20 protein-coding genes are annotated in these 22,697 nt (G+C 54.8%); 3 read left to right on the top strand and 17 right to left on the bottom strand.

Translation table 11 applies throughout. The features are described from left to right. Window positions 1-51: 51 nt before the first annotated feature. The 9 genes from ispG to JYE50_RS13925 form a co-directional block, all read right to left on the bottom strand. Window positions 52-1,116 carry a flavodoxin-dependent (E)-4-hydroxy-3-methylbut-2-enyl-diphosphate synthase gene (gene ispG, locus JYE50_RS13965; RefSeq protein ID WP_084096203.1) on the bottom strand — a complete coding sequence of 355 codons (1,065 nt, stop codon included), beginning with the start codon at window positions 1,114-1,116 and terminating at the stop codon, window positions 52-54. A gap of 37 nt (window positions 1,117-1,153) precedes the next feature. Further along, window positions 1,154-2,224 (bottom strand): M50 family metallopeptidase, encoded by a 1,071-nt coding sequence (locus tag JYE50_RS13960; RefSeq protein ID WP_084096202.1) that lies wholly within the window; start codon window positions 2,222-2,224, stop codon window positions 1,154-1,156. Between the two features lie 100 nt (window positions 2,225-2,324). After that, window positions 2,325-3,488 carry a 1-deoxy-D-xylulose-5-phosphate reductoisomerase gene (locus JYE50_RS13955; RefSeq protein ID WP_283399226.1) on the bottom strand — a complete coding sequence of 388 codons (1,164 nt, stop codon included), beginning with the start codon at window positions 3,486-3,488 and terminating at the stop codon, window positions 2,325-2,327. Between the two features lie 127 nt (window positions 3,489-3,615). Beyond that, complete coding sequence (locus JYE50_RS13950) at window positions 3,616-4,434, bottom strand: phosphatidate cytidylyltransferase (RefSeq protein ID WP_084096200.1); 819 nt, start codon at window positions 4,432-4,434, stop codon at window positions 3,616-3,618. A 162-nt stretch (window positions 4,435-4,596) separates the two neighbouring features. Continuing rightward, window positions 4,597-5,358, bottom strand: a complete 762-nt coding sequence (uppS, locus tag JYE50_RS13945; RefSeq protein WP_084096199.1) for an undecaprenyl pyrophosphate synthase — start codon at window positions 5,356-5,358, stop codon at window positions 4,597-4,599. 72 nt (window positions 5,359-5,430) lie between these two features. Next, the gene (frr, locus tag JYE50_RS13940; RefSeq protein WP_084096198.1) at window positions 5,431-5,988 is read right to left on the bottom strand and encodes a ribosome recycling factor; all 558 of its coding nucleotides are present in this window, start codon (window positions 5,986-5,988) and stop codon (window positions 5,431-5,433) included. A 175-nt stretch (window positions 5,989-6,163) separates the two neighbouring features. Continuing rightward, on the bottom strand, window positions 6,164-6,964 hold the full coding sequence (locus tag JYE50_RS13935; RefSeq protein ID WP_084096197.1) for an ABC transporter permease: 801 nt from the start codon (window positions 6,962-6,964) through the stop codon (window positions 6,164-6,166). 4 nt (window positions 6,965-6,968) lie between these two features. Then, on the bottom strand, window positions 6,969-7,721 hold the full coding sequence (locus JYE50_RS13930; RefSeq protein WP_143763639.1) for an ABC transporter permease: 753 nt from the start codon (window positions 7,719-7,721) through the stop codon (window positions 6,969-6,971). A 305-nt stretch (window positions 7,722-8,026) separates the two neighbouring features. Then, window positions 8,027-8,836, bottom strand: coding sequence for an ABC transporter ATP-binding protein (locus JYE50_RS13925; RefSeq protein WP_084096195.1), 810 nt, complete (start codon window positions 8,834-8,836; stop codon window positions 8,027-8,029). Between the two features lie 241 nt (window positions 8,837-9,077). On the opposite strand from JYE50_RS13925, the gene JYE50_RS13920 reads away from it, so the two are divergent. Next, on the top strand, window positions 9,078-9,626 hold the full coding sequence (locus tag JYE50_RS13920) for a hypothetical protein (RefSeq protein ID WP_143763638.1): 549 nt from the start codon (window positions 9,078-9,080) through the stop codon (window positions 9,624-9,626). Next, complete coding sequence (locus tag JYE50_RS13915) at window positions 9,623-10,126, top strand: hypothetical protein (RefSeq protein ID WP_084096193.1); 504 nt, start codon at window positions 9,623-9,625, stop codon at window positions 10,124-10,126. Before JYE50_RS13920 ends, JYE50_RS13915 begins: the two co-directional genes overlap by 4 nt. Window positions 10,127-10,193: 67 nt before the next feature. Here JYE50_RS13915 and JYE50_RS13910 read toward each other — a convergent pair whose 3' ends face one another. The 6 genes from JYE50_RS13910 to JYE50_RS13885 form a co-directional block, all read right to left on the bottom strand. Next, window positions 10,194-10,463, bottom strand: coding sequence for a hypothetical protein (locus JYE50_RS13910; RefSeq protein ID WP_084096192.1), 270 nt, complete (start codon window positions 10,461-10,463; stop codon window positions 10,194-10,196). Further along, on the bottom strand, window positions 10,444-11,454 hold the full coding sequence (locus tag JYE50_RS13905) for an ABC transporter ATP-binding protein (RefSeq protein WP_084096191.1): 1,011 nt from the start codon (window positions 11,452-11,454) through the stop codon (window positions 10,444-10,446). Before JYE50_RS13905 ends, JYE50_RS13910 begins: the two co-directional genes overlap by 20 nt. Continuing rightward, window positions 11,451-12,467: an ABC transporter ATP-binding protein gene (locus JYE50_RS13900; protein WP_366212359.1), complete on the bottom strand. Its 1,017-nt coding sequence runs from the start codon at window positions 12,465-12,467 to the stop codon at window positions 11,451-11,453. The genes JYE50_RS13905 and JYE50_RS13900 overlap by 4 nt, the downstream gene beginning before the upstream one ends. A gap of 152 nt (window positions 12,468-12,619) precedes the next feature. Then, on the bottom strand, window positions 12,620-14,383 hold the full coding sequence (locus JYE50_RS13895) for an ABC transporter permease (RefSeq protein ID WP_084096189.1): 1,764 nt from the start codon (window positions 14,381-14,383) through the stop codon (window positions 12,620-12,622). Window positions 14,384-14,402: 19 nt separating this feature from the next. Next, window positions 14,403-15,398, bottom strand: a complete 996-nt coding sequence (locus tag JYE50_RS13890) for an ABC transporter permease (RefSeq protein WP_084096188.1) — start codon at window positions 15,396-15,398, stop codon at window positions 14,403-14,405. 114 nt (window positions 15,399-15,512) lie between these two features. Next, complete coding sequence (locus JYE50_RS13885; protein WP_179138358.1) at window positions 15,513-17,930, bottom strand: ABC transporter substrate-binding protein; 2,418 nt, start codon at window positions 17,928-17,930, stop codon at window positions 15,513-15,515. Between the two features lie 317 nt (window positions 17,931-18,247). On the opposite strand from JYE50_RS13885, the gene JYE50_RS13880 reads away from it, so the two are divergent. Continuing rightward, complete coding sequence (locus JYE50_RS13880; RefSeq protein ID WP_084096187.1) at window positions 18,248-19,282, top strand: M42 family metallopeptidase; 1,035 nt, start codon at window positions 18,248-18,250, stop codon at window positions 19,280-19,282. A 232-nt stretch (window positions 19,283-19,514) separates the two neighbouring features. Here JYE50_RS13880 and JYE50_RS13875 read toward each other — a convergent pair whose 3' ends face one another. Both JYE50_RS13875 and JYE50_RS13870 read right to left on the bottom strand, forming a co-directional pair. Then, the gene (locus JYE50_RS13875; RefSeq protein WP_084096186.1) at window positions 19,515-20,978 is read right to left on the bottom strand and encodes a C69 family dipeptidase; all 1,464 of its coding nucleotides are present in this window, start codon (window positions 20,976-20,978) and stop codon (window positions 19,515-19,517) included. 89 nt (window positions 20,979-21,067) lie between these two features. Next, the gene (locus JYE50_RS13870; RefSeq protein ID WP_084096185.1) at window positions 21,068-22,636 is read right to left on the bottom strand and encodes an alpha-amylase family glycosyl hydrolase; all 1,569 of its coding nucleotides are present in this window, start codon (window positions 22,634-22,636) and stop codon (window positions 21,068-21,070) included. Window positions 22,637-22,697 lie beyond the last annotated feature (61 nt).

Raw genomic sequence — 22,697 nt, 5'->3', positions numbered from 1 at the left:
CCAGGTATTTGCCCGAAGAAAGAGCCTCATGCTCTTTCTTCGGAGCCACCATTAATTGTTCATTGTAAATTGTTCATTGTTAATTATTTTTCTGACTTCTTCAATCAGTATTTCTGCCAGATCGCCCTTCACTTTTCTCGGTTCCTGTCCTTTCACGAACAGTACCCCGCCATCCTTCCCGCCGGCAATGCCTACATCCGCTTCCCGGCCTTCGCCCAGGCCGTTCACAACGCAGCCCATCACGGCCACTTTCAGCGGAACTGTCACATCCGAAAGCTCCGCCTCCACCCGGCGGGCAATCTGCTCCACAGGAATGCACGTCCGTCCGCAGGTAGGACAGGCGATCAGCTGTACGCCCCGCGTCCGCAGGTTCAGTGCCCGCAGGATATCCCAGGCCGCCTTCGCTTCCGGTACCGGATCTCCGCTCAGGCTCACCCGGATCGTATCACCAATACCGTCCGCCAGCAGCGCACCGATACCGATGGCGCTCTTGACAGTTCCCTGTCCGGGCAGTCCCGCTTCCGTAACGCCCAGGTGCAGGGGATAATCACAGCGTTCATGCGCCAGCCGGTAAGCATCGATGGTCAGCTTCACATCGCTGCTCTTCATGCTCAGCACAATATCGTCAAAACCGGCTTTTTCCAGTATCCTCGCGTGTCCGAGCGCACTCTCCACCAGGCATTCCGCCGTGGGACCGCCGTACTTCGCCAGCAGGTTCTTTTCCGCCGATCCGCTGTTCACACCGATCCGGATCGGGATGCCATGGGCTTTGGCGCAGTCCGCCAGTTCCCGTACTTTGGCTTCCCCGCCGATGTTGCCGGGGTTGATCCGCAGCTTTGCGATACCGTTTTCCGCGGAGCGGATAGCCAGTTTATAGTCAAAATGAATATCGGCAACCAGCGGCACAGGGCTCTTCGCGGCCAGTGTCTTCACCGCTTCCGCACAGGCCTCGTCGTAGACGCTCACCCGTACAATATCGCAGCCCGCGTCATGCAGCGCGCAGATCTGCTTCAGCGTTGCCTCCGCGTCCCGGGTATCCGTATTTGTCATGCTCTGGACCAGCACCGGGTTCCCTCCGCCGAGCAGCAGCTCTCCGACCTTCACTATTCTGCTCATGATTTCCCTCCTACCTCCTACTTCCTACCTGAAATTGTCACCCAAACAGTTTCATAATGTCCTTAAATGTGATAAATATCATAAACCCGAACAGTACCACCATGCCCGCCAGGTGCACCATAGCTTCTTTTTCCGGCGGCACAGGTTTTCTCCGGACAACCTCCACCAGGCCGAATACCAGGCGGCTTCCGTCCAATCCGGGAATCGGCAGCAAGTTCATCAGGCCAAGGTTAATGGAGATGACCATCAGCAGCCTTATAAAAGCTCTCAGCCCCTCTTCCTGGACTTCAGTCGATACCATGCTGACAATTCCAACCGGTCCGGAGGTCTGGTCAAGGCCTTCCCCTGTGGTCACCAGGTCTTTCAGCGCCCGAAGCATAACACCCGAAGCATAACTGCACCAATCCCAGGAATCCTTTATGCCGCCCAGGAAGGTTTCCGGCTCGGTTTCTGTACGGTATTTCCCGCCAATGGTCACGCCGATCCTCATTTTCTGTTCTTTCTCATCCCAGACCGGAGTAAGTTCTGTTTCAACTGTCTCCTCGCCCCTCAGGATCGTCATTTTCAGCGGCGCGTCGCCTTCTTTCCAGTTGCCGATGGTATCCAGCAGCGTTGTTTCTGTACCATCCAGCATGTTCACGCCGTTGATTTCCGTCACCACGTCCTTTGCCTGGATTCCGGCGGAATAAGCCGGTCCTGCAGCCATAACATCAACAATATATGGATCGATGCCTGTTATTGTCTCAACGCCGTTCACCCAGAAAAAGACGGTACCCACCACAAAGGCCAGTACAAAGTTCATCACCGGGCCCATCAGGATGACAAACAGCCGCTTCCAGACATTCTGCTTCGGAAACGCCCGGGGATCGTCCTTTGAAATACCCTTCGCGTCATCCTCTCCGTAGAAAGCACAGAATCCGCCCAGCGGGATCGCCCGGATGCTGAAATCCGTATCGTACTTCTTGCTCTTCCAGCCAATCAGCTTCGGCCCCATGCCGATAGCAAACTCCCGAACCTCGATCTTCATTGCCCGGGCTGCCAGGAAATGTCCGAATTCATGCACCGTGATCAATATTGCCAGTAACAATAACGCTAATATGATATACAAACTAACGCCCTCTCAAATAATCTGTTAAATCATAATGTTTGTTTAACCGTACGCCTGTACAATCCGCCATACTCTCATAGTACGCAAAATGCCGCAGGCATTATAATTCTGAATTCTGAATTCTGAATTCTGAATTGGATACAGCTCTGGCGAGCCGATCAGCCTCCCAAATGTCCTCAATGCAGTTTGCCGGCAGTCCGGCCAGTTTCTCCAATGCCCGTTCCACCCGTACGGCGATTTCCCCGAAGGGAATCTCTTCCCGCAGGAAAGCGGCAACCGCTTCTTCGTTCGCTCCGTTGAACACGGTGCAGGCCGCACCGCCGGCCCGCAGGCATTCCCTTGCCAGTCGCAGCGCCGGGAACTTATCCTCATCCGGCTTTTCAAAGGTCAGGCTGCCCAGTTTGAACAGATCCGGCGCGGGTACGCCGGTCTCAATGCGTTCCGGATAAGCCATGGCGTAGCCGATCGGCACCCGCATATCCGGCTCACCCAGCTGGGCCAGTACCGCGCCATCCTGATAGACCACCGCGCTGTGCACGATGCTTTGGGGATGGACAACGACCTCTATTTTGTCTTCGGGCATGTCAAACAGCCACCGGGCCTCCATGATTTCCAGGCCCTTGTTGAACATGCTGGCACTGTCCACGGTAATCTTGGCGCCCATGTTCCAGTTGGGATGTTTCAGCGCTTCCGCCTTTGTCGCCTTCCGGATCCTTTCCTTATCCCAGGTACGGAAGGGGCCGCCGGAAGCGGTCAGCAGGATCTTCATCGGCTTATTGGTTCCGTCTGCCTGCAGACACTGGAAGATTGCGCTGTGTTCGCTGTCCACCGGCAGCAGGGGCTTCCCCGCTTTCCGGGCAAGGTCTGTCACCAGGTGGCCGCCGGTTACCAGCGCCTCCTTGTTGGCAAGCAGGACCTGTTTTCCGGCTTTCAGCGCATCCATCACGCCCTGCAGTCCGGCAATACCCACGATGCTGACCAGCACCATGTCCGCGTCCGTTTCAGCGGCAGCCGCGTGCAGTGCTTCCTTTCCGGAAAGGAAACGGCAGAATTTCAGGTCTTCCGGGATTTCCGCGGGATCAAAGCCTTCCGTCAGGCCTGCGGTCTCCGGCCGGAATTCCCGTACCTGTTCAAACAGCTTTTCCTTGCTTCCCCGAGCAGTCAGCGCGGTCACCTTATACCTGTCCGGATGTCTCCGGCACAGATCCAGCGCCTGCGTCCCGATGGACCCCGTAGACCCCAGAATAGCAATACTTCTCATCATACTGCCTTTCTTTTCATTATCCGATTCATAATTTACAATCACAAACTGTACTGGCTATTGGAATAGAACAATACATAATTGTTCATTGTTCATTATTAATTGTTCATTGAGTATTGCTGTTTAATGTTCATTTGAACATTAAATAGCAATACATTAAAACTGCCATAAACAGCACGCTGTCCAGCCGGTCCAGCATTCCGCCGTGACCCGGGAACAGGTTGGAGAAGTCCTTCAGTCCGCTGTGGCGCTTCACCAGGCTGGCAAACAGGTCGCCGATCTGTCCGGCGATGCCGCCCGTGAAACCAAGCACCAGGTAATGCCACCATACAGGCAGTTTAGCTAGGGTCGACGCGTTGCAGATAGCAACACTCAGTCCGTATACAGCCATTGCGGCAATTACACTGCCTGCCAGGCCGCCGATACTGCCGGCGATCGTCTTCTTCGGGCTGACAGCCGGGCAGAACTTCGGTCCGCCGATCGCGCTGCCGACAAACAGCGCCATCACGTCACCGAGCAGCGGTACCGCGAAGGTCAGGCAAAGAAGCACCACTTCCACGGCCTTCTGGTCCGGGATCAGGCTCAGGGCCACCAGGCTCAGTCCGGGCAGTGCCACCGTCAGCAGCGGCAGCGCGCTCATACTCAGGTCAGTCAGCTCCGGCTCCTTCCGGAACAGGATCTGTGTGATCATAATAAACAGTGCCAGGGCCAGCAGCGGCACGATCACCTTCACGCCGAAAAGCCAGGTCAGCGGCATTGATACGCCCAGGATCACCCAGGTAGGCCAGGTCACGACCCGGTGTCCGGCTATGGACAGCGCGTGATATTCTTCCCATACAGCGAAACAGATGCAGACCAGTGTTGCCAGGGCCATGCACCAGTTCGGCAGCCACAGATTGATCGCCAGAAAAGCCGTCAGCATCAAACCCGTAATAAACCGTTGTTTCATTCTTCGTCCTTCTCCTGTAATGTATATATCATGTTCGTCGCCAGACGAACATTTCACATTTGCCGAAGGCAAATATTTCACATCCCGCGAAGCGGGATATTTCACATCGCGAAGCGATATTTCATTGATTCGAAAGCAGAATCAGAGATTCTGTTTTCGAATTTATCGTCCTCCGAACCGTCTTTCCCTGTGCGCGAACGCGTCCAGCGCTTCATCATAGTCATGCACAGTAAAGTCCGGCCAGAGAACCGTCGGGAAAACGAATTCCGCGTACGCGTTCTGGTACAGCATGAAATTGCTCAGCCGCTGTTCCCCGCTGGTCCGGATCAGCAGGTCCACGTCCGGCTGTCCCGCGGTATACAGGTAATCGGAGATCGTCTGCTCGGTGATCTCGTCCTCCCGCAACGTCCCGTTCCGGACCAGTGTTGCGATCTGCCTCGCGGCCCGCACCAGTTCCGCGCGCCCGCCGTAATTCACGGCGATATTCAGCCGGAGTCCTGTATTCTTCTTTGTCCGGTTTTCCGCCTCGATCAGCGTTTCCCGCTGTTTCTCCGGCAGGCCGCCCTTGTCTCCCAGGATCAGGATCCGTACGTTCTTGGCATCCAGCTCATCGATCTCGGAAGCAAAGAAATCCAGGATCAGCTGCATCAGCGCGGCTATTTCCTCTTCCGAACGGTTCCAGTTTTCCGTGGAGAAGGCATAAAGACTCAGGGCGCCGATCCCCAGGTCATCCGTATGGCGGATGATCTCCCGCAGGGTTTCTGTTCCCTGCCGGTGCCCCTTGGACACGTTCAGCTTATGCTTCTTTGCCCAGCGGCCGTTCCCGTCCATAATGATAGCTACATGCTTCGGCAGCTTGTCAAACTCATCCGATGTCCTTGGCGTCTTTTTCAGTGCCAGTGACAATGCCGTCTTCAGCTTCATGCGTTTATCTCCTCATAATACTGCCAAAAACCCGCCTTCCGGCGGGTTTTGGTTTTCTGCCGGAGTTGTCCGTCAGACCTCCATGATCTCTTTTTCTTTTTTAGCTAAGATCTCGTCAACTTCCTTAACGGCCTTATCGGTCAGCTTCTGCATATCTTCTTCGGCGTCCCGCTGGTCGTCTTCGGTGATCTCGCTGTTCTTCTTCAGCTTCTTGATCTGTTCAATGGCATCCCGGCGGATGGAGCGGATGGCAACCTTCGTTTCTTCCGCGCCCTTGGACGCAACCTTGGTCAGGTCCTTACGGCGTTCCTCGTTCAGTTCCGGGAACACCAGGCGGACGATCTTTCCGTCGTTGGAAGGATTCAGACCCAGGTCACTCTTCTGGATGGCCTTCTCCACCTGGGGGATCATCTTGGGTTCCCAGGGAGCGATCACAAGCAGCCGGGGTTCCGGGGAAGAGATGTTGCCGATCTGCGGAATCGGAGTGGGTGTGCCGTAATAGTCCACCATAATCCTGTCCAGCAGTTTGGGATTGGCGCGGCCGGCCCGCAGTCCCATCATATCCCGCTCATAAACTTCGCAGGATTTTTTCATTTTGTCTTTTGCGTTATTTATAATATCCTGAAGCATGGGGTCCCCTCCTCGTTTCAGTATCCGAAAATGTCTGCGAATATTATACCGTTTTTTGCCTTCTCTGGCAACTCATTTTTCGTTTCCATACGGGCTGTTTCACCGTCTTAAGCTTTTGCCCTGAGGGCTGTTATTTCATTTCACAGAACACAGTCGGACCATCTGTATTTTGTGATCAGTTTCCCGTTGACCGATAGTACTTCATCGCTTTCCTGAACAGCAGATACATCACGCCGAACAGTACCACCCCCGCCAGGGGCGTCACAAGCCCGGTCCATACCGGCCAGCCGAACAGCGGCTTGTCCAGGATGATGGATGCCGGCACATGCATCACCAGTGCGAACGGCGCGATAACCGTAAACAGCACTCGAAGAGGCCTGGGATAGATATCGCTCGGATACTCGCAGGCACTGCGCCCGCCGTAGGTCAGTGTATTGGCCAGTTCAATGGACTTCACACTGTGGATGGTCAGAATAGCCTCTACCATAAACAGCCCCAGGATCAGCCAGAAGCTGAAAAAGACGGATTCCGCCATCATCAGCGCTTTCAAAGGAGACCAGGTAATACCGGAAATCCGGCTGCCCATGATCAGGCTCACCGTACCTACGGCAATGCAGGCAATCCGCCTGGGATCCGCCCCGCTGCACAGTACCTGCGTGAGGATGCCCCTGGGGCGCAGCATCAGCGTATCCAGCTGTCCGTTCCGCACCATGGACGGGAAATTGCCCGTCAGTCCCCTGCCGAAGATTTCCGTCAGGTAAAAAGAAACTGACATCAGGCCGAAAAAGAAATACAGGTCTCCGGGTCCCCACTGGTTTACCCGGTCAAACCGGTCAATCAGCAGGATCACTGCCATCAGTTCGCCGCCTTCCATCACCAGCTGGGCCAGCGTCTGCATCAGGAAGGAAAGCGGATACTGCAACTGGCTTTTCATCAGCATTGCCATGGACCGGCAGTACAAGCGAAGGGTATTCATCTTCTCAGCCTCCCTGTACAATCATTTTCTTCTGGTTCGCGCGCCACAGCAGGCATCCGCCCGTCACCAGCAGCCCAGTCCAGCAGATCTGGATGATCATCACTTCAGGCACCTTATCCAGTGCATATTCTCCGTTATACAGCCGGATCGGCGCGTCCAGCATCTGGGCATAGGGCAGCAGGGTAATTACCCGCTGCCAGCTGTCCGGGAACAGTGTCAGCGGCAGGATATTGCCGCTGAACGTCATCAGCAGCAGGTTCAGCATTGCCTGCACACCCCGGGGATCCAGTGTACGCATTGTCAGTCCCATCGTAACGTTTTCCAGTGCGCAAATACAGAACAGTCCCAGGATCAGGGCCGCCAGGGCAGTCAGCAGTGCCGGCACGGAAGCCGGCAGGGCAAGTCCCCATCCCTCCGGCAGCAGCGCCGCGATCACCAGCATCGGCAGGGCACGCAGTATGCTCCCGGTCATTTTCATTGCCAGAATCCGGGAATAGTAATATCCATACAGGTGCAGCGGCCGGCACAGGTCATAGGCAATCGCCCCTGTCCGGATCCTGTCCAGCAGATCTGTGTCCATACTCAGTAACATTCGGAAAAACGCCTGCTGCAGCCATACATAGGTGGTAATACTGCTCAGCGGCATGGGCTGCGGTTTGCCTGCGTACATAGCCCGGTAGATCGCCACCAGCACCAGTCCGAAGAACGTCTGGCAGATCAGTCCGCCCAACACCGCTCCCCGGTACTGCGTCTCCATTTTCCGCCTCATCCGGAATATCGAATAATATGCTTTCATCTCTACCTCTTTTTCTTCCTGTTCAGAGTAATCATCACTTTTACCGAAGGCAAATACTCCATCAATTCCCGGGCCTTTCGCCCGGTATCAGATAACAATCTTCCCTTTTACATCGTTACTTCTGATTAGCTTAGTCCAAAGTAACTATCACATTCGGCGTCAGCCGAATATTTCACATCGGCGAAGCCGATATTTCACATGGAACGGCATCGCCGTTCCATATTTCACGTCTGACGAAGTCAGACATTTCATTGGGATCTCGGGTTTCACAGCCCGAGATCCCTGTACATTGCCGCAATAACCTGATCAATATTCCGATGTTCTTCCACCTGTACCGTCTTTGTCGTATCATACTGAGACAAAAGCTCCTGCAGCCCGCCGTCATACAGCTTGCTGCCATGTCCCAGCACCATCACCCGGGAGCACAGGGCCACAATATCTTCCATATCATGCGTTGTCAGCAGAATTGTGGTTCCCTTTTCTGCGTTTTCCCACCGCAGAAAGTCACGCAGAGCCAGTTTGCTCACAGCGTCCAGGCCAATGGTCGGTTCATCCAGGTACAACAATTCCGGGCTGTGCAGCAGGCTGCCGCACAATTCCGCCCGCATCCGCTGACCCAGACTCAGCAGCCGCAGCGGCGTCCGCAGCAGATCACCCAGCTGCAGTGCCCCGGTCAGCTCGTCCAGCCTCTTTCGGTACTTCTCCTCCGGCACCCGGTAGATGTCCTTCAGCAGGGAATAGCTGTCCAGCAGCGGCACGTCCCACCACAGCTGGGTCCGCTGGCCGAACACAACACCGATGCGGCTCACATGCTCCTTCCGGTTTTCCCAGGGAACCCGCCCGCCCACGGTCACCGTACCGCTTTCAGGCACCAGGATCCCGGAAAGGATCTTGACCGTAGTGGACTTTCCCGCGCCATTCGGCCCGATATAGCCCACCAGTTCCCCTTTCTCAATCTCAAAGGAGACGTCATTCAGCGCGTGTACTGTCTCTTTTGGGCGCAGCAAAGCACCCTTCTCCCGCTTTTTGCGGACAACAAAAGACTTGCAGAGATGGTCAACAAAAATATAGCTCATGAAAAAATCCTCCGGATGTTCTCCCGTATATCATCGGGAACTGTCTCGCAGCGGATTATCCTGAATTCTTTTGTATGAATCCTGAATCATCATTACGACGTGAGCAGGAATATATCATATCCTTTCAGGGAAGTCAAGAACAAACATGCTGCCCGTTTCCTGTTTATCACGGTTTCAGTATCTGTGCGGATCTTTTTCCGGTAATATTGACACAGTTCCTGCCGGTCTGTACAATGACGTCATGAAGGAACGCAAGTATAAGGAAGATTGGGTCAACGAGACCCGCTTCGATGATCGCGGAAAGGAAAAACGGGTGCCCGTGTATCGGGGTCCCGTATTTGGTCTTGCCCCTGACTGTGACAAAAAAAGCCTTCTTTTGCGGGCCCTGTTGCCCTGGCTTGGCTGCCTGATACTTCTGGTCCTGTTTTTCTGGCTGGATTTCCCCGGTACCCGGATCCTTTATGTATTTCTTCCCGCCGCGCTGGCCCTCTTCCCCTGTTTTTACTGGGCTGCCGGGCTCTGGGCACTGTTCCGCGCACCGGACAGAATGACCCGCTTGCAGAAGGAAAACAGCATCGGACGTATACTCCGTTCCGCTGTGGGCTGCACCGTCTTCTCCTTTGCCGCGTTGGCGGGTGAAGTCATCTTTCTTCTTTCCGGCGGAGACGCTTCCCGGGAATATCCCGGGTTGCTGATACTGCTGGGTGCCGCCATCCTTGCCCTCGGAGCTGTAAATATGTTCCGTACCGTCCATTCACGCCTGTCCAAGGAGGATAATATCCAATCATGAAGATCACCCGTATCCTGGTCATACTGACCGTCCTGCTGCTGGTTGCCGCGATCGGCTTTATCGTTTATGCCGTCCATTCCAGGACAGCGATCCCCAATTATCAGTTCCAGGTTGATGCAGTACTCTCCGCCGCTTCCATCGCCAATGAGGATAATCCCCTCACCACTGAGTCGGACAAATGTGTCATAGCTGAATACGAAGGCCGGCGGGCTGTTGTGGTGCCGGATAATTACCTGTCCCTGTCCTCTTACCTGAAGAAAGACGCAGCCTGCCCGCTGTTTGTTTCTGTTAATAAGGATAAGGCCCTGAAACTGTCCGTATGCGATATCGCTGTCTTCTACATTATGCCTGAAGGCGATTCAACAGATATTGTCCTTGTGGAAATGGATTCCTCCGGGAAGCATTTCGGCATGCGCATTGACGGCGGCAATCTCTGGCCAAACCTGCTTGAATCCTGTATGAAAGGCACCTATCACGGTCAGAACATCCCGCTGGACTGATTTTCTTCGGATCCCGCACAGATAAACAAAAAGAGAGATCTTCACGATCTCTCTTTTTTGATGTTTATCAGCGGAGCCAAATGAACTGGCAGAACAGGATGAACAGCGCGATCCCGCCGCAGATCGCCCCGGTCACCAGCAGGGCCGCCTTCAGCGCGCCCCAGGTATAGTACCGGGATTCTTCCTTTGTCAGCAGAGGCTGGCTGTTATCCCCCTGTTTCCGCTCCGTTTTCGGCAGCAGATTCTTCGGGGTATACCAGGGCATTCCCTCCACATTCATGTCCGCGACGGTCCTGCCGTCATCTCCTTCGGGCAGTTCAGGCTTCTTCTTTGTCATATCCGCTCTCCGGGTCATAAATATGGCAGGCCACAGTGTGTCCGTTGCCCATGTCCATCACCCGCGGTGCCTTCTGGCTGCATACTCCGCGGCATTCTTTGCAGCGGGTATGGAACTTGCATCCGCTCGGCGGGTTCGCCGGGGAAGGAATGCTTCCCTCCAGGATGATCCGGTTCATCTTCACCGTGGGATCCGGGATCGGGATAGCGCTGAACAGGGCCTTGGTATAGGGATGCAGCGGGTTTGCGAAGATCTCTTTCTTATCGGCAAACTCAACCATGTTGCCGAGGTACATCACGCCTACCGTGTCGGAGATGTGCTGCACCACGGAAAGGTCATGGCTGATGAACAGATAAGTCAGGTTGAATTCCTTCTGCAGGTCTTCCAGCAGGTTGATGATCTGTGCCTGGATCGAAACGTCCAGCGCGGATACCGGCTCATCGCAGACGATAAAGTCGGGATTCAGCGCGATAGCACGGGCAATACAGATCCTCTGGCGCTGTCCGCCGGAGAACTCATGCGGATAGCGGTCCTTCTGGTAATCAAACAGGCCGCAGCTCTTCATGATCCGGGAAACATAAGCATCCAGCTCGTTGTCCGGAACAATGTGATGCTCCCGCACCGCTTCGCCGATGATCTCACCGACAGGCAGACGGGGGGACAGGCTGGCATAGGGATCCTGGAAAATGATCTGAATCTTCGGCCTGAATTCACGCAGCTGTTTTGAAGACAACTGGTCCAGATGGACATTTCCGTTGAAGATCACTTCCCCGCTGGTCTTGGGAGTCAAATTCAGCAGTGTCTTGCCGACCGTGGTCTTGCCGCAGCCGGATTCACCCACCAGACCCATCGTGGTGCCGCGCTTCAGGGTAAAGGAAACATCCTCCACCGCGTGCACGTGGCCCACAACGCGGCCGAAAAGACCGGCCTTAATCGGGAAATATTTGCAGAGGTTGCGAACCTCCAGAACGTTTGTGCTCGCTTCACTCATTCGTTGCCACCTCGATTCGGATCGTCAAGATACCGCCAGCAGCTGACGATATGCGTGTCGGTCACATGGATTTCCGGCGGGTACTCTCCCTTGCACTTTTCGACACACTTTTCACAACGGTCACGGAAATAGCAGTAGTCCGGCATATTCACGGGATTCGGAACGGAACCCGGAATGGAATAAAGCCGGTCCACTGTCTTGTTGATCACGGGTTTGGATTCCATCAGGCCGATCGTATAGGGATGGCGGGGATCCAGGAACACTTCATTGGCCAGTCCTTTTTCCACCACGCGGCCGGCATACATGACAACCACGTAGTCCGCCATCTCCGCGATCACGCCCAGGTCATGGGTGATCAGCATGATGGACGCGTTGATCTCGCCTTTCAGTTTCCGAAGCAGTTCAAGGATCTGGGCCTGGATGGTCACGTCCAGCGCTGTCGTGGGTTCATCCGCGATGATCAGCCGCGGGTTGCATACCAGCGCCATGGCGATCACGATACGCTGGCGCATACCGCCGCTCAGTTCATGCGGATAACGGTTGTAAATGCCTTCAGCGTCCGGGATGCCCACCATCTTGATGGCGTCCACAGAGCGCTGCTTCACGTCCTCGTCGCTCAGTTCCGGGTTATGCAGCTTGATGATCTCATCCAGCTGGAAACCGATGCGGAAAACGGGATTCAGGCTCGTCATGGGCTCCTGGAAGATCATGGAGACCACATTGCCCCGGATCTTTTCCATGGCCTTGATCGGCATCTGCGCCACGTCATAGGCCTTATCTCCCAGGTTCAGCCGGATCTCACCGGATACGATCTGTCCGCTGGGCCGCTGCAGGAGCTGCATCAGGCTCAGGCTCGTCACAGACTTGCCGCAGCCGCTCTCGCCCACAATACCGACCGTCTTGCCGACCGGCACGTTGAAGCTGACACCGTCTACCGCCTTCACCGTACCAACATCGGTAAAGAAGCATGTATGAAGATCGTCAAATTCGACAACGTTGCCTTCATCATGCATCTTCGTCAGGTATTCGCTTTCGCTTACATGCTTCCGGTTCAGTTTGTCGTCCAGTTTTTTGGTGATCTTCGCGTTCGCCTTGCTGATTCTGCGCGATTCACGGGCAGAAATAAAGTTGGAATTTTTCTTTGCCATCTTTCTTTCCTCCCGTCTTACCGTTTCATCTTGGGATCAAACGCGTCACGCAGGCCGTCGCCCACGAAGTTGAATCCCAGAACTGTCAGCACGATCAGCAGACCCGCGGGGATCCAGATGTGCCAGCAGTTGGTCATAACATAAATATTGGAAGATGCGTTGATAATGCTTCCCCAGGATGCCAGCGGATACTTGATACCCAGGCCCAGGAAGCTCAGGGTCGCCTCGGCCAGGATGATACCGCCCAGGCCCATGGTGGCCTGCACGATCAGCAGGGGCATCACGTTCGGGACCAGGTGACGGAAAATCCGCCTGGACACCTTGATACCGGTTGCTTCAGTCGCCACCATGAAGTCCTGCTCACGCAGGCTCAGGATCTGGCCGCGGACCACACGGGCCACGCCCGTCCAGCCCATGATACCCATGATCGCCATCATCATGTACAATCGCAGGTATGGGTTAACCTCAAAGCTGTCCATGATCGCGCCGGCAATGATCATCATCGGGTAATACGGGATCGAGTTGAACAGGTCCACAAAACGCATCAGCAGCGTATCCACCCAGCCGCCGAAGTATCCGGAAACACCGCCAACGATGATGCCGATGATGTTTTCCAGGATCATAACGATGAAGCCCACCATCAGGGAGATGCGGCCGCCGTACATCAGGCGGGTCAGCACATCCATGCCGTGGTCGTCCGTTCCCAGGGGATGGGCAGCGCTGGGCTTGGAATACATGTCGATCAGATAGGTCTGCTGCATCGTATAGATGACGTAGTTGTTGGCACGCATCGTGATCGTATGCTTTTCTGTCTCTCCGGCCGCGTTCACATACTCGAAGCTTGTCTTCTTGTTGGCGATCGCGTCAACCAGTGCTTCCTTATAATCAGCCGGCAGCACCACACCGTTCGTCACCGGGTTCACGATGATGTTGGATACCTTGGCCACATCTTCGCCCGCAGCGTTACGCACTGCTGCGTCCGTCTCGCTGACGATCTCCAGGGCATATTCCACTCCGTCTGCTGTGAAGGAGGTTTCCCCGGCATGCATGGCCGTCTCACAGTTCCTGCGGAATTCATAGGACGCAGCGGTCTTTTTGTATTCATTTCCGGCAGCATCGAAGTTCAGCATACTGGCCAGGGCTACTTCGCTCATTCCGCTCAGCTTGTAGCTCTTGCCGATATCCTTTGTCAGGGTGTAGCTGACGCCATCCAGTTCAAAGGCTGTCTGCTTGCTGCTGATAGCTGACGAAGCCGCGGCCTGCAGCTCAGCGGAGATCTCTTTGCCCTCCGCCGGCTTCACATCCACGATCTTACCCAGCAGTGTCACGGTGCCCAGTTCCTCACCGGCCGTGATCACATAGAAGCCGTCATCGATTTTCTTTGCGGTATAGGTGTTTTTATCCGCGGTAAAGGCAATCTCACTGCCTTCCTTCCCCTTCACCTGGCTGTTGAACGTGGCCCTTACCATGGTGGAAAGCGTGCTGCCGTCCACGGTCGTGAAGCGGTAGTCCGTGTTCACCACTGCACCGGCATACTCCTTGTTCGCCGCGTCCACTTTGTAGAAAACCTGGTCCTGGCGGTAGGGTGAGATCACGCCTCCCAGGAAGGAGAACGTGAACATGAAAACCAGGATACAAATTCCCGCGATCGCCAGTTTGTTCCGGATAAAACGTTTGAAAACCATCATTCCGGGAGAAAGCACCTTCACCCGGCGGCCGTCGTCCAGGGCCAGCTGTTCCTGGTCCTGCGGTTCCATTGCCTTGTTCTTTATATCGCTCATTTCAGTCTCCTCCTGTCCGTCAGTTCACACGTACCCGCGGATCCACCACGGCATACATGATATCAGCCAGCATAAGGCTGATCTGGGTAAGGATCAGACCGAACACGGAATAGAACATCGTAAAGGGCAGGTCTCCTGCCACCATGGCGTCATATGCTATATAACCGATACCCGGGATCTGGTACAGCGTCTCCGTGATCATCGAGCCGGAAAACAGGCTCGGGATCAGGTAGCTCATGTAGCTTACCAGCGGGATCAGGGTGTTCCGGAAAGCATGGCGGTTGATGACCGTCTTTTCCGGCAGGCCCTTGGCCCGGGCAGTGCGGATGTAGTCTGCGTTAAGTACTTCCAGCATGTTCGTACGGGTATACCGCGTCAGGCCGCCGATGTTCAGCATGGCGAGCGTCAGCACCGGCAGGAACATGTGGTGGATAATATCAAGAATCTTACCGCCCTGGCTTAACTGCTCATGGAATCGTCCGACCATACCATACAGGTCAAACCATCCGAGTTTGACCGCAAAGCCGAATTTCAGCAGTGTTGCCAGGAAAAATGTAGGCAGCGAAATACACAGCATCGCAAACACAGTGATGCCGTAGTCAAAACCGCTGTACTGATGCCGCGCCGCTTTGATACCCAGCGGGATACAGATCAGTACTTCCAGGATGATCGTCACGAAGTTCAGGGCCACGGAATGCCAGATGACTTCCTGGAATTTCTGAATTACCGGGACACCATATTTCCAGCTGTCACCAAAGTCTCCATGAATCACCCTCCCCAGCCAGCGAACAAAGCCGGTGAAGATATTGGTATTCATCTCGTACGATTCATTGAGCTGTTCCAGCCATTCCTGGTACGTCGGTCCGCCCGTCGTGGCGCTGGCGGCAGCCCGCTGCCGGGCCATCGCTTCCACAAAGCTCGTAGGCATGGCGCGCATTACGCCGTAGATAATGAAGGACCCCAGCACCACAATTACAATAGCCAGAAAAACCCTTCGTACAATAAACTTCCACACGTTGACATTCTCCCCCAGACCCTGTAAAGCAGAATTTTCCCTGGCCGGCCCCCGTCCGCAGGGGCAGAGACCGGCCAGGGATGATATTTCAGTTCCTTGGTTGATTACCAGAACTTACTTGGTCGCGTTCATTTCCAGCGTTTCGATCTCGCTCAGCCATCCCCAGTAGGTGGTGACGTCAGGCGTGACAGTGTCGATGTTCACGCGCTGAGAGCTGGCGATAACGATGTTCTGACGCTGATAAGCAGGAATTTCGACCGCCCAGTCCATGATCTCGTTCAGAGCGTCTTTGTAGACTTCCTTGCGGTAAGCCTGGTCAGAGCTCTGGCGCGCGTTCAGAATCATCTCATCCAGCTTTTCGCTCTGGATGTGATAGTGGTTGCTGTCGCTGCCGCCCTTACCAACGATGTTGGAGCTGTGATAGACCTGATACATATCAGGATCGATGGTGGAACCCCACGCTGCGCACCACAGGTTCTGGGTGCCGGCATCCAGGGCATCCCACAGCACGTTGGAATCGGCCGGGTCATTGATCTTCAGTTCGATGCCGAAGGAGCCAAGGGCTTCGCGGGCATCGGTCAGAACTGCGAAGGACGGGTGATCACCGGTACCATCGCCGGGGATGATCACTTCGTAGCTCAGGCTGGCGCCTTCGGGAGCCTCGGTGAACTTACCGGCTGCTTCATCGAAGGTGTAGCCGGCAGCCTTGAAGAAGCCGATAGCGGCCTTCTTGGCGGCTTCATACTTATCTTCAGCGGACATTTCAGCAGTGTAGATATCATTGCCTTCCGCATCCACGGAGTAAGCTACGCGGTATCCTTCGTCGGTGGCCTGCGGGGCAGCCCAGCTCGTGGAGGAGATCGGGTAGTTGATCACAGCCGCGGCATCGCCGTAGTAGCTGTCAAACGCGGTGTCACGGTACACAGCCAGGATAGTCGCCAGACCCTTGCGCAGGTTCTTGGAGGCTTCGCTGCCGGGTTCGCCCGCCACGTTCACGGTGTCAGCGTTGATACCGATGTAGCCGTAGCCCAGGTTGGCCACGCTGTAGGTGGTCACCACGTCGCCGGTCACTTCGTTGTTGCTGTTGAAGCTCTTCAGCAGTTCGAAGTTCGTCTTGCTGCCGGTCATTTCGCCGCCGTCGGCGGTGCCGGTCTGCACAGCGGAAGCAACTTCAGCGGCGTTGGTTTCCTTGAACTGCATGGTCTTGGTCTTCGGAGCTCCCTTGTAGTAGTACTCGTTCGCTTCGTAGTAGACAACACGGTTGTCATACTTGACAAACTTGTAGGGGCCGGCGCCCATGGGAGCGTCGGTCTTGCTCTGCGCGATGCTCAGATCGCCGAAGGGATGACCGAACTTGTTGTTCTCATAGTCATACTGGGCGGGATCGCCGTAGTAATGCATAGGAGTGATGTTCAGGCCCAGGATGCTGTAAACAGCGGGAGCGCTGAAACCCTTCACCTGCACTTCAACCGTGTAGTCGTCCACACGCTTGATACCGGCAATGTTCGGCACGCCTGCATCCATGTCAACACCCTGATCTTTAGCGACCATGGTCATCGTGCTGGCAAAGATTTCATCGGTGGTGGCGCCGACAGCGGATTCGGTGCCCAGGTAATTATCGATATTGCCTTCATAGGCAGCGTAGGTGGCGTTGAAATAGTCGTCGATCACGGGACGCTCGCCATCGGTCAGGTTGAAGGCCTTGCCGTCAGAAGTCGTGAAGACTTTCTTGCCGTCAGCTTCTTCGACCTTGCCGAATCCCCACATAACCATACCGAGAGCGACCTTCAGGCCTTCGTCAGCGTTCACTTCATCGACAGTGTAGCCGATCTGGGCTTCAGCGTAATCAGCGGCGTACTTCGCCATCACGTAGTCAACGATGCCCTGGGTGTCGTTCTTCCACAGTTCAGTGGCGGCATTGTAATAGGCATCATATTCTTCCTGCGTGAAGGAATCGCCTTCCTTCAGTTCATAACCGAAGCCGGCTGCCTTGATGTCGTTAGCGATCTTGGTAACGGATTCCAGGTTCGCTTCCGGAATCTGGGTCCGGTAGGCCTGCAGACCAACGATGTCATAGCTGCTCAGTGTGGTGGAGCCGTTGTAAGCGGGATCCAGGTACACATAGTAGGTGAAGATGACGTCGTCAATCGTTACGGGCTCTCCATCGGAGAACTTCAGGTCGTTACGCATTTTGTAGCCGTAGGTGGTGATGTCGGTGGCCTCGTCATAGTTGACGGTCAGGTCGCCGGTGCCGTAGTAGGTGTAATCAGTTCCGTTGTAGGGAATGGTTTCGCCTTCAATACCATTGTAGATGATACCGCCCACACGGTCGGTGGTCATCATGCTGATCTGGGTCATGGAGACCACATCCTGGTCATAGGCAGTATCAGCGAAATAGGGGCTGAATTTCTGGGACAGTGTGCTCGTAGCCACAACCAGCGGGATATCCGCGGAAGCAGCTTCTTCTGCGAAGACGGCAGTCACGCTCATGAGCATGCATGCAGCCAACAGCAGAGCAAAGAGTTTCTTCATGGGGGAGCCTCCTTTAAAATTTTATTAATCGGGATCATTCCCGATGTAATACAAAATAAATACTGGTTTTTTTGTGTATGAAGTTGTGTTACAGCATAATAACATATCCTTTTTTGAATTGCAAACGTTGCTGGCTATACATTTGGGCGGTTTTTCCATAGATGTAGTAGCATGTTTTTACAGTTTTTTCTGTATGTTGTATCCGAAAAAAAATTATCCTGATTTTTCAATTTGTTTTGACGTAACAATACCTTATTATGTACAATGAAAACAGGCAGGGATGTTCCCCTCCCGAATGATGAAAAGAGGATATCCGCATGAGTTATTTTGATGAATCCTACACCCTTGATACTTTCCAGACGCTGCTTTCCGTGGATTCCACCACAGGTCAGTTCCGCGCCATCCAGGAGAAAACCGCTGATCTGATCCGTTTCCTGGGCTTTGAGCCTTCCTTTACTCATAAAGGCGGTGTCCTGACGGATCTCGGCGGCGAAGGTGATCCGCTGGTGATCACCGCCCACCTGGACGATATCGGCCTCATGGTCCGCCGGATCAATCCGGACGGCACCCTGAATGTCTGCCCCGTCGGCGGGCTGTATCCCTTCTACTGTGTCACGGAAAACGTTCGGGTTTACGCCGGCAGCGGGGAAGTCTTCACCGGCACCGTCTGCCGTACGCCCAACTCTATTCACGTAACAGAAGAGGAACTCCGCAAGAACATGGGCGATTTTCGGACCAATGTCTGCGTGGTGCTGGACCGGCCGGTCAGGTCCGCGGAGGACACACGTGCCCTCGGCATTGAGACCGGGGATTATATTGGCCTTGAACCCCGCTTCACCCGGTCCGGCGGATACATCAAAAGCCGGTTCATTGATGACAAGGCCTGCGCTGCGGTACTGCTGAACGTCATGAAAGCCATCCGTGATAACGGCCTGAAGCTCAACCGGAAAGTCATCGCCTACTTCGCCTGCTATGAAGAGCTCGGTCACGGCACCACCTGGCTTCCGGACGGTGTAAAGGATATCCTGGCGCTAGACATCGCCCCTACGGGACCGGACCAGAATTCAGAAGAGCATAAGGTTTCCATCTTTGCCAAGGACAGCCGTTTCCCCTATCACAGCGAAATGACCGCGGAACTTCGGGAAACTGCGAAAAAGGCCGGTCTGGATTACGTCATGGACGTGTTCACACCCCACTACGGTTCTGACGGAGACGGTTCCGTGCTCGCCGGTTATGATATCCGCCACGCCGCCATCGGTCCCGGCACTGCCAACAGCCACGGCTATGAACGCACCCATATTGACGGATTGCGCAACACCTTTGAACTGACCCTGTCATACATTACAGCATAAGAATTCCCGCGTTTTCTTCCCCACCGGCAGGTTCTCTGCCGGTGTTTTTGTATACAGTTGTAAAAAGATAGCCTGTTTGGGAGTCTTCCTCTTCGTCCTTTTTGTGTCTACCGGATACTGTCTTTTGTATTCTGTCTACTGGATACATACTTACAATACAAGTTTCACCTTCCCTGCCGGTACGTAAAAAGGCCGCCTGTCCGTCTGAACAGGCGACCTTTCAGCACATTATTCAGTTATCAGCCAGGTTGTATCCGTTCTTCATTTTCTCGCTGGCTGTCAGCAGCACTTTGTTCAGGGTGGAGACCGTCTCCTCCTTTGCCATGGCGCTGAGCTTTTCGTTGGCTTCCTCTGTCATGGAGTAGTTCCCGGTTGACATCATCATCTGGTCGTATTCCCGGATCAGCTTCCGGCCCTTGGTCATCACCGCCAGCTCATACCGTTCGATGTTCTGAACTGCGGACGCGTAGCAGGGATCAGCCAGCGCGCCGATCAGGCGGCTGCTCCAGTAATAGTTCTCCGTGGAGGTGTCCAGCGTCACCTTGCTCAGGTAATCAGGCATGCGGCTGACGTTGGTGTAGACAGGCAGCGCCGCGCTGAAGGTGGTGGAGCCAAAGATGATCCACTCGATGCCTTTGATGGGATCCGGGACGTCCGGCCGGATCTGACAGATGGATGTGACACCGGTTCGGTTGATACCGATGGACCGGTACATCCCCCGCTTTCCGGTATCCCGGCTGATATAGGGATCGTACGGGGTACCCTGGTAGTGACCGGACAGCATATACTTCACGTCTTCCGCCGCCACCTTCCGGTCCGGCTTCAGGCTCCAGGGAATGTTGTCGCTTTCCGGGGTAAACTCCGCGTCCGGCCCATCCCAGCGATGACTTTCCGGGGTCAGGTACCTGCCCATGAACCAGGCCCGCGGCGTGTTGTAGATATGGTCCATATCCCGCCGGCTTCCGAATATATACCGGGGATTGAACACACCGTCCTGGTTCAGGTCCAGATGGTTATCCCGGATAAACTCCTTCAGGTCCGCGGAACACAGGTTTGCTTCCTGTTTTCCGAAGGCATCTTTCAGGTCAAAGCCGTCCATCCCGAACTGGTTTGGATTGATCACCACAGAGTCCTCCGGGATCTTCCGGGCCATCCAGTGATGTCCGCCGATGGTCTCCAGCCACCAGACCTCATGATCATCATTGAAGGCAATCCCGTTAGACTCATAGGTGCCGTATTCCTCCAGCAGCTTTGCCAGCCGCAGCACGCCTTCCCGCGCTGTGCGGATATAGGGCAGCACCAGCACCACGATATCCTCTTCCCCGATGCCGCCGGGCACGTCTTTTTCCTTCCGTGTCTTTGCCTTCTTGTAAACCACCAGCGGATCCGCCGCCAGCACCCGCGGATTGGAGGTGATGGTTTCCGTAGCCGTCATGCCTACGTTGGCTTCATTGATGCCGGTGGCTGCCCAGACGCCTTCCTTCGGATCCACACTGGGGCAGGAAGTATAGCGCAGCGGATTGTCCGGCAGGTCGATCTCCACATGGGAGATCTTGCTGGTGTATTTCTTCGGCTGATCCTTGGGGTTGACCACGATCAGCTTCTTCACATCAAAATGTCCGTCGTCCGTCCGGGCGATCATGGTTGAACCGTCATTGCTGGCTTTCCGTCCCACCAGCACTGTTGTACAGGGCATTGTTCTTTCCTCCGTTTACTTTTCTGAATACCGCGTCACGGTATTCAGAAAAAACATTTAATTGTTCATTGTTAATTGTTCATTGTTCATTACTTTATAACCGCGCTCGTCTGCGCTCCAAGCGTCAGCACGGTTCCGTCCAGTTCGGCATAGCCTTCGAAGGGATCCACCGACAGGAACGCGGCGATCTCCGCGAAAGGATAGTCCGTTGCCTTGGCAAGGTCCACCTTCAGCGTCTTCTCCGTTGTGTTGTGGAAAACGCCGACTGTGCTGCCGTCCAGCGTGCAGAGGAACCCGCCGAGCTTGGTGTCCTTGAACTCCAGCGCGGTATAGTCACCCCGGGCGATCTCCGGGAATGCCTTCCGGATCGCGATCAGCTTCCGGTAATGCCACAGGATAGACGTGCCGGTTTTGATCCGGTCTTCCACCGTGGAGAACTTGGATTTGTCATAATTGCTGCCCACCGGATCCTGTACGGTATCCCCGTCTCCCCAAGGCATGGCCAGGCGCCGGTTGGCATCCGTGTTGGATCCGCCCCGGGAACCGCGCAGGCCGATTTCCTCTCCATAATAGATGAAGGGAGATCCGGGCATCAGGATATACAGGTTCGCCGCCATCTGCATACAGCCGCTGGCCACGGTCAGGAAGCCCGCCGCCCGGTCTGTATCGTGATTGGCCACAAAAGGAATGTTCATCGCTTCCGGATTGATGGAATGAATGTTGTCCAGGTAAGCCTGGGTGGACTGGACAAACTTGTTCACGTTCCCGCCCAGGGCGGTCTCCGCGATCAGGCCGTCCACCGTCGCGGTGGCAAAGCGGAAGCAGTTGAAAGCCTTCAGGTACCGGTCCGTAATGGCATCCCCGTCCCAGACCTCCGCCACGGCATAGATCTCAGGCCGGATCTTTTTCAGTTCACCCATATACCAGGTCCAGAACTCCGCGTTCTTGTCATGCTCCCCGAAATAGGGATATTTCGCGGCGTCAAACCGGAAACCGTCCACACCGATGTCCAGCCAGTAAGCCGCCACATCCAGAACAGCCTGCCGTACCTGTTCATTGTCAAAGTTCAGTTCCGGCATCTGGTCGGAGAAATTCGCTTCCACTTTCAGGTCCGGATTGCTCATTTTCCGGAAGCGCCTGCCGGCAGGCGTTGTTTCGTCCGATGGGATCCAGGTATAGAAATCATAGAACGGATCCTCGGGATCTCCTGCCTGGTGCGCCTTTTTGAAATTGATAAACCATTCGTTGTTCTCACCTGTATGGTTCAACGGAAGATCCAGAATCAGCTTCACGTTCCGCTCGTGGCACAGGGTGATCAGTTCCTTCAGGTCCTCAATCGCCCCGAACGCCGGGTCGATCTGGTAGTAGTTCGTCACGTCATATTTGTGATAGGAAGGAGAGGCAAAGACCGGCGTCAGCCAGATGCCCTCAATACCCAGGCTGTTTCCGGATTCCGGATCCCCGTCGTTCAGGTAATCCAGCCGGTTGATCACGCCCCGGATATCGCCGATACCATCCCCGTTGGAATCCGAGAAAGATCCGACAAAGATCTCATAAAAAATCCGATTGTTATTTTCCATATCCAGACTCTTTTCCTCCGCGGCGGAAGCACCGGTCAACAGTGTCAGCACCAGCATCAGGATGACGAATCGTTTCACAGTTATTCCCTTCTTTCCGCAGTTTTCACCTGTATCATGAACCAAAAGGCGGCAGGTTGTC

Source organism: Aristaeella lactis (assembly GCF_018118585.1).
In the GTDB taxonomy this organism is placed as follows: Bacteria; Bacillota; Clostridia; order Christensenellales; family Aristaeellaceae; genus Aristaeella; species Aristaeella lactis.
Note: the sequence above shows the minus strand (reverse complement) of the source record. Positions and strands in the feature narration are given on the sequence as shown.

Bases quoted from the DNA above. Each gene is read 5' to 3' on its own strand.
- ispG (WP_084096203.1), bottom strand. From the start codon at position 1,116: ATGAGCAGAATAGTGAAGGTCGGAGAGCTGCTGCTCGGCGGAGGGAAC.
- JYE50_RS13955 (WP_283399226.1), bottom strand. From the start codon at position 3,488: ATGATGAGAAGTATTGCTATTCTGGGGTCTACGGGGTCCATCGGGACG.
- JYE50_RS13950 (WP_084096200.1), bottom strand. From the start codon at position 4,434: ATGAAACAACGGTTTATTACGGGTTTGATGCTGACGGCTTTTCTGGCG.
- uppS (WP_084096199.1), bottom strand. From the start codon at position 5,358: ATGAAGCTGAAGACGGCATTGTCACTGGCACTGAAAAAGACGCCAAGG.
- frr (WP_084096198.1), bottom strand. From the start codon at position 5,988: ATGCTTCAGGATATTATAAATAACGCAAAAGACAAAATGAAAAAATCC.
- JYE50_RS13935 (WP_084096197.1), bottom strand. From the start codon at position 6,964: ATGAATACCCTTCGCTTGTACTGCCGGTCCATGGCAATGCTGATGAAA.
- JYE50_RS13930 (WP_143763639.1), bottom strand. From the start codon at position 7,721: ATGGAGACGCAGTACCGGGGAGCGGTGTTGGGCGGACTGATCTGCCAG.
- JYE50_RS13925 (WP_084096195.1), bottom strand. From the start codon at position 8,836: ATGAGCTATATTTTTGTTGACCATCTCTGCAAGTCTTTTGTTGTCCGC.
- JYE50_RS13920 (WP_143763638.1), top strand. From the start codon at position 9,078: ATGAAGGAACGCAAGTATAAGGAAGATTGGGTCAACGAGACCCGCTTC.
- JYE50_RS13915 (WP_084096193.1), top strand. From the start codon at position 9,623: ATGAAGATCACCCGTATCCTGGTCATACTGACCGTCCTGCTGCTGGTT.
- JYE50_RS13910 (WP_084096192.1), bottom strand. From the start codon at position 10,463: ATGACAAAGAAGAAGCCTGAACTGCCCGAAGGAGATGACGGCAGGACC.
- JYE50_RS13905 (WP_084096191.1), bottom strand. From the start codon at position 11,454: ATGAGTGAAGCGAGCACAAACGTTCTGGAGGTTCGCAACCTCTGCAAA.
- JYE50_RS13900 (WP_366212359.1), bottom strand. From the start codon at position 12,467: ATGCATGATGAAGGCAACGTTGTCGAATTTGACGATCTTCATACATGC.
- JYE50_RS13895 (WP_084096189.1), bottom strand. From the start codon at position 14,383: ATGAGCGATATAAAGAACAAGGCAATGGAACCGCAGGACCAGGAACAG.
- JYE50_RS13885 (WP_179138358.1), bottom strand. From the start codon at position 17,930: ATGAAGAAACTCTTTGCTCTGCTGTTGGCTGCATGCATGCTCATGAGC.
- JYE50_RS13880 (WP_084096187.1), top strand. From the start codon at position 18,248: ATGAGTTATTTTGATGAATCCTACACCCTTGATACTTTCCAGACGCTG.
- JYE50_RS13875 (WP_084096186.1), bottom strand. From the start codon at position 20,978: ATGCCCTGTACAACAGTGCTGGTGGGACGGAAAGCCAGCAATGACGGT.